This is a genomic window from Streptomyces poonensis, from assembly GCF_014650915.1.
Classification (GTDB): domain Bacteria; phylum Actinomycetota; class Actinomycetes; order Streptomycetales; family Streptomycetaceae; genus Streptomyces; species Streptomyces poonensis.
The window spans coordinates 1,092,229-1,104,145 of sequence record NZ_BMVW01000001.1; the positions used below are offsets into that span (position 1 = coordinate 1,092,229).

Genomic DNA, 11,917 nt, shown 5'->3' on the forward strand with positions numbered 1-11,917 from the left:
CGAGGTCCGATGCGCCCGAGTCCTGACGACAGCTAGCGTCACGCCATGCGCTTAGGACTACTTGGCACCGGCAATGTCGCCCGAGCACTGGCCCACGGCTGGAGTGCCGCAGGACACGACGTGCTCCTCGGTTCACGCCGCCCCGACGACCGGAAGGACCTCGGTCTCCCCGTGGCGAGCCTGAACGAGACAGCCGCTCACGCAGAGGTACTCGTCAACGCCACGCCGGGAACCGTCTCCGTGGAGCTGCTGCACTCCATCGGGGCACCGGCGCTGGCCGGCACCGTGCTGATCGATGTCGGGGTCGGCCTCTCCGACGACTTCACCGAGCTCTCGCATCCCAACAGCAGCCTGGGCGAACAGATCCAGAAAGCCTTCCCGCTGACCCCCGTCGTCAAGACGCTGTGCACCATGGACTCCACCGTGATGACAGCCCCGGACGGTCTGGACGGCCCGAGCACCGTCTTCCTCTCCGGCGACGACACCGAAGCCAAGCGGACCACCGGCCGGCTGCTCACCGACCTCGGCTGGCCCCCGTCGTCCCAGCTGGACATCGGCGGCATCAGCACCGCGCGCGGACAGGAGCACTTCGCCCTGCTCTTCATCGGAATCGCGGGTGGTCTGGGTTCGCACTCGTTCAACATCAACGTGGTCACCCGCCCCTCCGTCTAGCGGGTTCCCGCGTACTCCACCGGCGGCGCGATCGCCTGGGCGTCCGCCCCCTCGCCCACCCACAGACCGATCAGGAACGCGGCAGTCGCCTCCAGCAGGGCCGCCCGGTCGAGCCCACCGCCGTTGAGCGGCTCGCAGCCGAGGTCGCGCACGAGGCGGCGTACGGTGTCGAGGGCCTGTGCGTCGTCGCCGCAGATCGGGACCGCGAGGGGACGGCCGTCGAAGACGGGCGGGGACAGCCGCCATACGCTCTCGTGGCAGAGGTTGAAGGCCTTGACCACGTGTGCGTCGGGCGCGGCGGCGGCGATGCGTTCGGCGGCCGAGGGTCCGCCCTGGGTCGCGAGGATGAACCCCGGGGCCACCGGGTTGGTGCAGTCGATCAACGTCCGCGTCCGGTTCGCGAGGGTGCCGGCGAGGCCGGACACCACGCCCGCCGCCGCGGCGTACGGCACCGCCAGCAGCACCGCGTCCGCGCCGTGCTCAGCCGCGTCCCGCAGGTTCCCTGCCTGCCGTGCGCCGATCCTCTCGGCGAGGGCGCCCGCGCGACCGGTGTCCCGACCGCCGACCAGTACGTCGTGACCGGCCCGTACCCACTGTCCGCCGAGGGCCTCCGCCATGCTGCCGGTGCCGATGATCCCGATTCTCATGGTGTTCGTCCGCTCCCCTGTGCTCGTCCTGCCGATCGCCGAATCGGTAATGACGCTAGGGAGTCCTTTGGGCACCATTCGGTAAGTGACCGTTGACCAAGGCTTCCTCGCCGACTGCCGCGCCCGGCTCGCGTTCGACCTGTTGGCCAACACCTGGAACGCGGTGGTGATCTGGGCCCTGCGCGAGGGTGCGGAGCGACCTGGCCGACTGCGTGAGCGCATCGGCGGCATCAGTCCCAAGGTGCTCACCGAGACGTTGCGCCGACTGGAGTTCAACGGACTGGTCGAGCGCCGCGTGCGTGCGGGTGCACCGCCCCGTGTCGACTACGAGCTCACCGACCTGGGGCGAAGCCTCTTGCCGCCGATCGAGGCGTTCGGTGTCTGGGCGTTCGAGCACGGAGACGAGGTGATGGCCGCCCAGGAGCGAGGGGGGTCATGAGGTGGTGTACGTCAGGAAGTCCGCCCACGCGGACGGGGTGAAGGCGAGGCGGGGGCCCGGGAGGTTCTTGGAGTCGCGGACGTGGACGGTGACGGGAGTGGTGGCGATCTCGACGCACGAGTCGCCTTCATTGCCGCTGCTGTAGCTGCTTTTGAACCACTTCAGCTCAGCGGAGGCCTTGCGGATCATGTCTCTCCCAGCAGTTGCTCAACAAAGGCCAGCGAGTCGCTCGGGGAGAGAGCCTGAGCCCGGATGGTGTTGTACCGAAGCTCAAGAATCCGCAGCTGCTTCGGATCGGAGGTCGGCCTGCCGTTGAACGCACCGTCGGAGCGTCCCACTGCCGTTCCGTCCGGGAACTTCAGCACCTCGATCCTTCCGTCGAGCCCAGGGTGTGCCTCACAGTGCAACGGCATCACCTGCAAGGTGACGTGGCGCAACCTCCCCACCACCAGCAGCTGTTCGAGCTGCTGACGCCAGACCATTGTGCCTCCGATGGGGCGCCTCAACGCCGACTCTTCCTGGACGAAGCTCAGCGCCGGCGCGGGTGAGCGCTCGAAGATCGACTGCCGTGCCAGGCGGGCAGCCACCGCGCGCTCCACCTCGTCCAGCGAGTACGGCGGCTGTCGTGCCGTGAACACGGCCCTCGCATGATCCGAGGTCTGCAGCAAGCCGTTGAGGCTGTGGCTCTCGTACACACCCATCTCGACCGCTTGAGCCTCCAGCTTCACCAGCTCTCGAAGCCGCTTCGGGTACCGGACCTTCCGCACGTCCTCCTTCATCGCCGAGAGCAACCCACCCGCCCCCAGCACCTCGTCCGCCCTGTCCAGATACTCGGGACGGGGGATCCGCTTCCCGCCCTCGATCTTGTAGACCAGGTCCTCCCCGTACCCCACCGCCGTACCGAACTCGGCGGCACGCATCCCCACCGCTTCCCGCCGTAGCTTCAGCTGCCGCCCAACAGTGGCAATGACAGCGATGCCCCATTCGTCGTCGGGGTCCACTTCCCACCCCGGCTCGTCCTTCTCACCGTCCACCGACATGCGTCCCTCCGCCGTCCCGCGCCGTATCGCGACGCCCCACCCGTACGAACCGTCCCGACAGCCCGGACAGCACCGGACAAGCCCCGGACAGTGACCGTACGCACCCGTCCAACTACTCATCACGGTATGCACAGGCAGCCACGCTGAGTGACGTGAATCAGGAAAGCGACTTCCCGAACTACAGCGTGCGGCTGCCGTCCACACCCCATGGCGCACGCCTCGCCCGCCTGCTCGCGGACGAACAACTACGCCGCTGGGGACTCCCGTCCGAGGCCGCACGGCACATCGTGGCCGAGCTGGCGGCCAACGCCGCCACGCACGGACGCGTCCCGGGGCGGGACTTCCGTCTCACGCTCTACGTGATCGGCGGGACGCTCCGCATCGAGGTCACCGACACCCGAGCCGAACGACTTCCCCGACTCCGGCAACCGGCCACCGGCGCCGAGTCCGGCCGTGGCCTGCTGCTCGTGGAGGCACTGGCGCACCGCTGGGGAGTGGCGGAAGGTCGCTCCCCGCACAAGACCGTCTGGGCGGAACTGCGCACTCAGGCACCGGATCCCATCCCTTCATGCTCCGGTGACGTCGGCGCCTTTCTCCAAGAAACGAGAGGGGAAAAGGAACCCCACCAAGCCCCACCCCTCCCGCCCGTAGGTCGCACTCACTCGGGCGGGTGAACATCCCCGCATCGGCTGGCTTTCGCGGCCCCCGACACCCCTACGCTCAGCCGAGACAACCGCAGACATGCATCGGCCCCCGGCCGGGACTCGCAATCCCGATCGAGGGCCTGACCACGAGGAAGAAAGCACCTTCCCAATGGGTATCCAAAACCCTAGCGTGCCCTCGCACGCCCAGTCCGCCGTTGGCGGCAACGAACCCCACTACCGGGCGAGCTCACAGCTCCGCGTGCGCCCCTCCGCCGCCCACCAGCCGCCCGGCGTGACCCACGAGAACACCCGCCACGCCTCCCGGTTCACCGTGATCGGCAACCACCTCGCCCAGCACCCGAAGCTGTCCGGACTGGCCATCGGACTCGCCGTCCACATCCAGTCCCTCCCCAGCGGCGCCCGCGTCGACATCAAGACCCTGGCGAGCCGCTTCCCGGAGGGCACGACCCGTATCGCCGCCGCCCTGCGCGAACTGGAAGCCCACGGCTACCTCCGCCGCGAACGCGAGCGCACCCCCGCCGGCCGTATCGTCACCCGCACGATCTCCTGCAACCAGCCGAGGGCACCGCGGCGCCATGAGCCCGCCGCCGCTCCGACCATGCCGGATGACGTGGCGTCCGAGGAACATCAGCCGAGCAGCAAGCCAAGCGAACCTCGCAAGAAGCGCCCCCTGCCACCCGTGCCTCTGCCCGCCTACGCCTCCCCCACCCTCCTCCAGCAGGCCACCGACCTCCTGTCCGGCCTGGGTCGCCGCGACCCCCGCCTCCTCCTCTCCGCCTGCGACACCGGCCACCTCGCTCCCGGTGTCGCCGCCTGGCTGGAACGCGACGTCACCCCCGCCGCCGTACGCCACGCCCTCACCACAGCCCTCCCGCCCGAAGGCGTACGCCGCCCCGCCGCCCTCCTCGCCCACCGCCTCACCGCTCAGCTGCCGCCCCTGCCGCCGTTCCGCGCACCGGCCGCCGGGCCCCCACCCGTACCGCACCGCATGCAGAACTGCGACAACTGCGACCGTGCCTTCCGGGCCCCCGTACCCGGTCTCTGCCGCGACTGCCGTGAAACGGCGCCGGAGGCGTCTGCCGCCCGGACACACGGGGGCGCTCCGTTCCTACTCGCCCCCTCAAATACCTCGTCCAGGACGACTGACCTGGCCGGTGTGCTCCCAGGAGGACACCATGAGCACGCAGGCTGACCGCGGACACACGTTGGTGCCCCGTCCCGCGCAGACGCCGGACGCCCTGCGGGCAGCCCTCGCCGTCGTCGACCCCGCGCGGCTGCCGGAGATGCAGCAGACGAAGGACGAGGCCTTCGCCAAAGCTGTGGAATGGCAGTCCTTCAGCCCGGTGCGGAGCTGGGTACTCGCCTGGGCGAGGGACATCGAGATCGCCCGCCGCCCCGACCTCGCCACCCGCCATGCCCGTGCCCGGAGCGACCTCGAGCACCAGGACGCGGTCGTCGCCCGGGAAGCCCTGCGGGAGCTGAGCCTTGTCCTGGACGAGGCCATGAGCGCAGTAGCGCAGAGTCGTCGGCCGCTTCCAGAAGGGATGACGGAGGAACGTGCGATGACGGATCAGCTGCAGGAGCGAGCCGCCGCCGCGCGCAAGCACGCTCGCGAGGTCGTCGGCGTCGACATGAGCGACGAGGACTCCCGCGTCGACGTACTCGGCAATCTACGGAAGATCACTGCGGACAGGGTTCTCGCCATGCGGAAGTCCGCGGAGCCCCCGGCGTGATCATCCTGGACACCAGTGCCGTCGTCGCGCTTGCCACGGGGCACAGAACCCTCACCACGCTCGCCATCGGCATCGACTCCCCTGGCATGCTCGGCTTCCACTGAGGGCGGGCCTGAGCGGGTCGGGAACGCCCACCCAAGCTGCCCGTCAGACGGTCACACGACCCGCCGCGCCCCCGCCGAAGGCACCGCCGTGAACACCCGCGGAGCCGTGAAGCCCGCCGCCGCGAACGCCTCCTCCACCGCCTTCGTCACCGTGTCCTCGTCCGCCGCCTCCACCAGCACGATCGCCGAGCCGCCGAAGCCGCCGCCCGTCATGCGGGCGCCGAGGGCGCCGGAGGACAGGGCCGTGTCGACGACCAGGTCGAGTTCGGGGCAGGAGATGCGGAAGTCGTCGCGGAGGGAGGCGTGGCCCTCGGCCAGGATCGCGCCGATCGCTCGCGTCTCGCCCGATTCGAGGAGGGCGACCACCTTCTCCACCCGCTGGTCCTCCGTCACCACGTGCCGGACCAGGCGGCGCACCTCCTCCTCGTCGTCACCGAGGCGGGCGAGCGCCGCGTCCAGGTCGTCGTACGCGATGTCCCGCAGGGCGTCGACGCCCAGCAGGGCCGCGCCCTTCTCGCAGCCGGCGCGGCGCTTGCCGTACTCGCCCTCGCTGTGGGAGTGCTTGACCTGGGTGTCGACGACCAGCAGGCGCATGCCCTCGGCGGCGAGGTCGAAGGGGATCTGCTTCTGGGAGAGGTCGCGGGTGTCGAGGAAGAGGGCGTGGCCCTCCTGGCAGCAGGCCGAGGCCGTCTGGTCCATGATGCCGGTGGGGGCGCCGACGTAGATGTTCTCCGCGCGCTGGCAGAGACGGGCGAGCTGCCAGCCCTTCAGGTCCAGGGTGTAGAGGTCGTTCAGGGCCAGGGCTATGACCACCTCCAGGGCGGCGGAGGAGGAGAGGCCCGCACCCGTCGGGACCGTGGAGGTCAGGTGGACGTCCGCGCCCGTGACCGCGTGGCCCGCCTCACGCAGGGCCCAGACCACCCCCGCCGGGTACGCCGTCCAGTTGCGGTCCGACTCCGGGGCGAGGTCGTCGAGGCTCAGCTCCACCGGGGCGCCCTCCACGTCCCCCGAGTGCAGGCGCAGCACGCCGTCGGTGCGGCGCGAGACCGCCGCGACCGTGGCGTGCGGCAGGGCGAAGGGCATGACGAAGCCGTCGTTGTAGTCGGTGTGCTCGCCGATGAGGTTGACCCTGCCCGGCGCCGACCAGACTCCCTCCGGTGCGGCTCCGTACAGCTCCTCGAAGCGTGCGGCAACAGCCTCGGCCGCCACCCCGACCTGCGCGGCAGTCTCGCTCATCCCTGACCCCTGACCTTCCGTATCGGGCCTGCACAACCGTGTGGGCCCTCAAGTTACTTGTTACTGCGCGCGCCGCTGGGTGAACTTCCACGCGTCCGCGACGATCTCCGCCAGGTCCGCGCGGGACGGGTTCCAGCCCAGCTTCTCGCGGGCCGTGGCCGCCGAGGCGACCAGGACCGCCGGGTCGCCGCCGCGGCGCGGGGCCACCACCTCCGGGATCGGGTGGCCGGTCACCTGGCGGACCGTCTCGATGACCTCGCGGACGGAGAAGCCGTTGCCGTTGCCGAGGTTGCAGATGAGGTGGTTGCCCGGCTCGGCGGCGTCCAGGGCGAGGAGGTGGGCCTCGGCGAGGTCCGCGACGTGGATGTAGTCACGGATGCACGTGCCGTCCGGCGTCGGGTAGTCGTCGCCGTAGACGGAGATCGCCTCGCGCCTGCCCTGGGCGACCTGGAGGACCAGCGGGATGAGGTGGGACTCGGGGTCGTGGCGCTCGCCGCAGTCGCCGTACGCGCCCGCGACGTTGAAGTAGCGGAGCGACACCGCGCCCAGGCCGTGCGCGTTCGCCTCGCCGGTGATCATGTGGTCGACGGCCAGCTTGGATGCGCCGTACGGGCTGGTGGGCCGGGTCGCGGCGGTCTCGACGATCGGGGTCTCCTCCGGCTCGCCGTACGTGGCGGCCGTGGAGGAGAAGACCAGCTTGCGGACGCCCGCCTCGCGCATGGCGGTGAGCAGCGCCATCGTGCCGCCGACGTTGTTGTCCCAGTACTTCTCGGGCTTCACGACCGACTCGCCGACCTGCGAGAACGCGGCGAAGTGCAGCACCGCGTCGAAGGAGGGGTCGAGCCACTTGGCGGCGTCGCGGATGTCGCCCTCGATGAAGGCGGCGCCCGCCGGGACGCCCTCGCGGAAGCCGGTCGAGAGGTTGTCCAGGACGACGACCTCGTGGCCGGCCTCCAGCAGGTGCTGGGCGACCACGCTGCCGACGTACCCCGCACCCCCGGTGACCAGGTACTTACCGGTGCCGCTACCGATACCGCTACCGCTCATGAACTCGCTACCTCTCGCAGTCGCTCGGCCGCGCGCTCCGGCGGCACGTCGTTGATGAACACGTTCATGCCGGACTCGGAGCCCGCGAGGAACTTCAGCTTGCCGGAGGTCCGTCGGATGGTGAAAAGCTCGAGGTGGAGCGCGAAGTCCTCGCGGACCACGCCGTCGAACTCCTCCAGCGCGCCGAACGGCGCCTGGTGCCAGGCGGCGATGTACGGCGTGGGGGACTCCTGCTCGTTCCTTCCGTCCTGTCCGTCGAAGATCCGGTCGAAGCGCCTCAAGAGTTCCAGGTAGACCTGGGGAAACTCTGTGCGCGCGGCCTCGTCGAGGGCGAGCAGGTCCGGCACCCGGCGGCGGGGGTAGAGGTGCACCTCGTACGGCCAGTGCGCCGCGTACGGGACGAAGGCCACCCAGTGCTCGGTCTCCAGGACGACCCGCTCGCCCGCCAGCTCACTCTCCAGTACGGCGTCGAAGAGGTTCTCTCCGCCGGTCGCCTCCTTGTGCGCGGCCAGCGAGCGCAGCATCAGCGCCGTACGGGGGGTGGTGAAGGGGTAGGCGTAGATCTGCCCGTGCGGGTGGCCCAGGGTCACGCCGATCTCGGCGCCGCGGTTCTCGAAGCAGAACACCTGCTCGACGGCCGGGAGGTGGGACAGCTCGGCGGTGCGGTCGGTCCACGCGTCCAGCACCAGGCGCGCCTGCTCCTCGGTGAGGTCCTTGAAGGACGCGTCGTGGTCGGAGGTGAAGCAGACGACCTCGCAGCGGCCGGAATCGCCGGCGAGGGAGGGGAAGCGGTTCTCGAAGACGGCCACGTCGTACGAGGAGTCCGGGATCTCGCTGAGGCGGTCGCCCTGCGACGGGCAGAGCGGGCACTCGTCGGCCGGGGGGTGGTAGGTGCGGCCCTGGCGGTGCGAGGCGATCGCGACGGAGTCGCCGAGCAGCGCGTCGTGGCGCACTTCGGACGTGGTGACCGTCCGCTCCAGGGGACGCCGGTCCACCGCGTCGCGGACCGCGTCGTCCCGCAGGTCGTAGTAGATGAGCTCACGACCGTCGGCAAGCCGGGTCGAGGTCTTCTTCACTGTCGGACTCCTCAGCCACGCCCATCAAACACAATCCAACATAACAAACCACAAGGCAACAGTCACGTCAATCCCCGCGCGTAACCCGCACGGGGACACGGAGCGGATGCGGATGCGGGCGGGTGTGCGCGCGTGTAGGCAGGGAAGCAGGGGGCAGACGGTCCAAACCACCCCGCTCGATCACAATCAAACAAAGAACACCAGCGGGACTGTTCATTTCTTGAAGTTGGAAGCGTAAATTCCGGTCGGATCAGTTCACGCAACGAAGCGAGTACGCATGCAGTCCCCCACATATCTGGCCGAAGGACTCCGGCTCCCCACCAACGCCCTCGACTACACCATCCTGGCGATCTACTTCGTCGTGGTGCTGGGCATCGGCTTCGCCGCCCGCCGCTCGGTGAAGACCAGCCTGGACTTCTTCCTCTCCGGACGCTCGCTGCCCGCCTGGGTCACCGGCCTCGCCTTCGTGGCGGCCAACCTGGGCGCGACCGAGATCCTGGGCATGGCGGCGACCGGCGCGCAGTACGGCGTCGCGGTCACCCACTGGTACTGGATCGGCGCCATCCCGGCCATGGTCTTCCTGGGCCTGGTGATGATGCCGTTCTACTACGGCTCCAAGGTCCGCTCGGTGCCCGAGTTCCTGCTGCAGCGCTTCGACAAGTCGGCGCACCTGCTGAGCTCGGTCCTGTTCGCCTTCGCCGCGATCCTCATCGCGGGCGTCAACCTGTACGCGCTCGCGATCGTCGTCGAGGCGCTGCTGGGCTGGCCGCAGTGGGTGGCGATCGTGGTCGCGGGCTTCTTCGTGCTCGCGTACATCACGATCGGCGGCCTGTCCTCGGCGATCTACAACGAGGTGCTGCAGTTCTTCGTCATCCTCGCCGCGCTCATCCCGCTCTCCATCCTGGGCCTGAAGAAGGTCGGCGGCTGGGACGGTCTGACCGACTCGCTCACCGAGAGCCACGGCGACAACTTCCTCTCGGCCTGGGGCGGCACCGGCATAGGTGACCCCAACCCGCTCGGCGCCAACTGGCTGACCATCGTCCTCGGCCTCGGCTTCGTGCTCGGCTTCGGCTACTGGACCACCAACTTCGCCGAGGTGCAGCGCGCCCTGTCCGCGAAGAACCTCTCCGCCGCGAAGCGCACCCCGCTGATCGCCGCCTTCCCGAAGATCTTCATCGTCTTCGTGGTGATGATCCCCGGTCTGGTCGCCGCGGTCCTCGTCCCGAAGATCGGCACCGCCGGCTCGGACCTCCAGTACAACGACGCGATCCCGTACCTGATGCAGGAGCTGCTGCCCAACGGTGTGCTCGGCATCGCGGTCACCGGTCTGCTCGCGGCGTTCATGGCGGGCATGGCGGCCAACGTCTCGTCCTTCAACACGGTCTTCACGACGGACATCTGGCAGCGGTACGTGGCCAAGGACCGGGACGACGCGTACTACCTGAAGTTCGGGCGGCTCATCACCGCGATCGGCGTGCTGGCCTCGATCGGCACGGCGTTCATCGCGTCGAGCTTCTCGAACATCATGAGCTACCTCCAGACGCTCTTCTCCTTCTTCAACGTGCCGATGTTCGTCGTCTTCATCATCGGCATGTTCTGGAAGCGCGCCTCCATGAAGTCCGGTGTCTGGGGCCTGGTCGCGGGCACCACGGCCGCGATGGTCAACTACTTCTGGATCTACAAGCAGGGTGTCATCGACATCCCCAGCGACCAGGGCGCCAACTTCGTCTCCGCCATCGTCGGCTTCGTCGCCGGCGCGGTGGTCATGGTCGTGGTCACCCTGTTCACCGCCCCGAAGCCGGAGGCCGAGCTCGCGGGCCTGGTCTACGGCACGAAGTCCCCGGGCATGGAGGAGGCGCCGGAGGAAGGTGACGACGCCTGGTACCGCAAGCCGGCCCTGCTCGGCTGGGGTGCCGTCGTCCTCGCCGCCCTCTGCTACCTCCCCTACTCCTTCTGACCCTTTTCGGAGGCAACGACCATGTCCGACCTGCACCGCGAGGTCTCCGACCTGGAGACGAAGTCCGCGACCGCCGCCCGTCTCTTCGACATCCGGCGCATCATCGGCGGCCTGTTCGTGATCTACGGCGTCATCGTCACGATCGCCGGCGTCTTCGCGTCCGACGACGACCTGAAGAAGGCCCAGGACGTCAACATCAACCTGTGGACGGGGCTGGCGATGCTGGTCCTCGGCCTGTTCTTCCTGGTGTGGCTGAAGCTGCGGCCCGTCAAGCCGGGGCCGGTGCCGGAGGGGGCAGCGCCGGGGCGGGGGGCCGAGTAGCGGGTCAGCCGGGTGCACGGGGCCGGGGTCGCGGGGGCGACTTCGGCCCCGTACGGCTGTGCGGGCTCAGTTCCCGCTGTCGCGAAACAGATCTTCAACGCTCGTCGCACGGACCGCGCGTTCGGCCCAGTCTTCGAGCTGCTCCAGGTCGGAACAGGCCGTCACCCGCTCACGAACGGAGTTCGGGACCGGGATGCCGCGCCAGTCGAGGATCCGGAGAACCATTGATGCGCGCTCCTGCTCAATGCCCTCTTCGCGGCCTTGTTCCCGAACCTTCTCGGCGACCTCGTGCCGGAAGAAGTAGTTGACCGGCATCATCAGTTCCTTCCACGTCTGCTTCGCCTGCACATCCATCAAGCATGATTCGACAAACTGCGCGATCATTCCCGCGCTGTCCGTGTCCGTGGTCGCCAAGGCTGCCGCCAGCGGTTTCAGTATGGCAGCGGCATCGGGCCCCTTACCATGCGTCATCGCCGAGAAGGCCGCGAGGAATACGTCCCGCTTGGCCTCGGCCTCATCGGTGATCAGCGGCACGTTCTCCGGGCTCAGGACGAGCGGTCGTACGGTGAGCGAGTGCCACCCGGGCAGGCCCAGCCGGATCGGCCGTGTCGCCCAGCGGGCCGTGGATCTGCTCTGTGTGAGGACGACCAGCACCGGCTCCCAGCGATATTTCGCGTACAAGTACGAGAGGTAGTACGCCCAGCTCCCGCGCTTGTTCTCGTCCCGCTTGCCCTGGGACTCGATGACGAGGAGATACGTCCCCTCGTCCGTCTCCGCCCGCAGCAGCGTGTCCACCCGGCGCTCGACCGGCTCGATCTCTGTCAGATCCGCGTTGAGAACCGCGAAGTCACGCGGCTCGGGAAAGGGAATGTGCAGCACGCGCTGAAGGGTGCGTGTGAACCCCGCGGGCTCCTTCTGGCAGATGTGGTGCAGCGCCTCGTGTGACGAGCCGACCATCGGCTCTCCTTTCTGTACGCCGT

General features: G+C 69.1%; 13 protein-coding genes and 1 pseudogene. 7 read left to right on the forward strand and 7 right to left on the reverse strand.

Features of this window, described 5'->3' with window-relative positions; all coding sequences use genetic code 11:
- The first annotated feature begins 45 nt into the window (after positions 1–45).
- On the forward strand, positions 46–672 hold the full coding sequence (locus IE242_RS04865; RefSeq protein WP_189855547.1) for an NADPH-dependent F420 reductase: 627 nt from the start codon (positions 46–48) through the stop codon (positions 670–672).
- On the opposite strand, the gene IE242_RS04870 is transcribed toward IE242_RS04865, so the two are convergent.
- Positions 669–1,397, reverse strand: a complete 729-nt coding sequence (locus tag IE242_RS04870; RefSeq protein ID WP_189855549.1) for an NADPH-dependent F420 reductase — start codon at positions 1,395–1,397, stop codon at positions 669–671. The two genes, IE242_RS04865 and IE242_RS04870, sit on opposite strands and share 4 nt — an antisense overlap.
- A gap of 7 nt (positions 1,398–1,404) precedes the next feature.
- Here IE242_RS04870 and IE242_RS04875 point away from each other — a divergent pair, with 7 nt between their 5' ends.
- Positions 1,405–1,758, forward strand: a complete 354-nt coding sequence (locus IE242_RS04875; protein WP_189855551.1) for a winged helix-turn-helix transcriptional regulator — start codon at positions 1,405–1,407, stop codon at positions 1,756–1,758.
- Here the strand turns inward: IE242_RS04875 and IE242_RS04880 are convergent.
- Positions 1,753–1,947, reverse strand: a complete 195-nt coding sequence (locus tag IE242_RS04880) for a DUF397 domain-containing protein (protein WP_189855553.1) — start codon at positions 1,945–1,947, stop codon at positions 1,753–1,755. The genes IE242_RS04875 and IE242_RS04880 overlap by 6 nt on opposite strands.
- Complete coding sequence (locus IE242_RS04885) at positions 1,944–2,798, reverse strand: helix-turn-helix domain-containing protein (RefSeq protein ID WP_189855555.1); 855 nt, start codon at positions 2,796–2,798, stop codon at positions 1,944–1,946. Before IE242_RS04885 ends, IE242_RS04880 begins: the two co-directional genes overlap by 4 nt.
- A 152-nt stretch (positions 2,799–2,950) precedes the next feature.
- On the opposite strand from IE242_RS04885, the gene IE242_RS04890 reads away from it, so the two are divergent.
- From IE242_RS04890 to IE242_RS04900, 3 genes and pseudogenes are all read left to right on the forward strand, one after another.
- A complete protein-coding gene (locus IE242_RS04890) occupies positions 2,951–3,472 on the forward strand; it encodes an ATP-binding protein (protein ID WP_189855556.1) in 522 nt (173 codons plus the stop codon).
- A 139-nt stretch (positions 3,473–3,611) separates the two neighbouring features.
- The gene (locus IE242_RS04895; protein ID WP_229858169.1) at positions 3,612–4,655 is read left to right on the forward strand and encodes a helix-turn-helix domain-containing protein; all 1,044 of its coding nucleotides are present in this window, start codon (positions 3,612–3,614) and stop codon (positions 4,653–4,655) included.
- Positions 4,639–4,977 (forward strand): annotated as a pseudogene (locus IE242_RS04900) (hypothetical protein); the annotation flags it as partial. The gene IE242_RS04895 and the pseudogene IE242_RS04900, both read left to right, overlap by 17 nt.
- 374 nt (positions 4,978–5,351) lie before the next feature.
- Here IE242_RS04900 and galK read toward each other — a convergent pair.
- The 3 genes from galK to galT are packed head-to-tail and all read right to left on the reverse strand — an operon-like array spanning position 5,352 to position 8,659.
- Positions 5,352–6,536 (reverse strand): galactokinase, encoded by a 1,185-nt coding sequence (gene galK / locus IE242_RS04905; protein WP_189855558.1) that lies wholly within the window; start codon positions 6,534–6,536, stop codon positions 5,352–5,354.
- 60 nt (positions 6,537–6,596) lie between these two features.
- Positions 6,597–7,583 carry a UDP-glucose 4-epimerase GalE gene (gene galE, locus IE242_RS04910; RefSeq protein ID WP_189855560.1) on the reverse strand — a complete coding sequence of 329 codons (987 nt, stop codon included), beginning with the start codon at positions 7,581–7,583 and terminating at the stop codon, positions 6,597–6,599.
- The gene (galT, locus tag IE242_RS04915; protein WP_189855562.1) at positions 7,580–8,659 is read right to left on the reverse strand and encodes a galactose-1-phosphate uridylyltransferase; all 1,080 of its coding nucleotides are present in this window, start codon (positions 8,657–8,659) and stop codon (positions 7,580–7,582) included. Before galT ends, galE begins: the two co-directional genes overlap by 4 nt.
- A 277-nt stretch (positions 8,660–8,936) precedes the next feature.
- Between galT and IE242_RS04920 the strand changes: the two genes are divergently transcribed.
- Both IE242_RS04920 and IE242_RS04925 read left to right on the forward strand, forming a co-directional pair.
- Positions 8,937–10,616, forward strand: coding sequence for a sodium:solute symporter family protein (locus IE242_RS04920; RefSeq protein ID WP_189855564.1), 1,680 nt, complete (start codon positions 8,937–8,939; stop codon positions 10,614–10,616).
- A 21-nt stretch (positions 10,617–10,637) separates the two neighbouring features.
- Entirely contained in the window at positions 10,638–10,937 is a 300-nt protein-coding gene (locus IE242_RS04925) for a hypothetical protein (RefSeq protein WP_189855566.1), read from the forward strand.
- A gap of 66 nt (positions 10,938–11,003) precedes the next feature.
- Here IE242_RS04925 and IE242_RS04930 read toward each other — a convergent pair whose 3' ends face one another.
- Entirely contained in the window at positions 11,004–11,894 is an 891-nt protein-coding gene (locus IE242_RS04930; RefSeq protein WP_189855568.1) for an RpnC/YadD family protein, read from the reverse strand.
- Between the last annotated feature and the right edge of the window lie 23 nt (positions 11,895–11,917).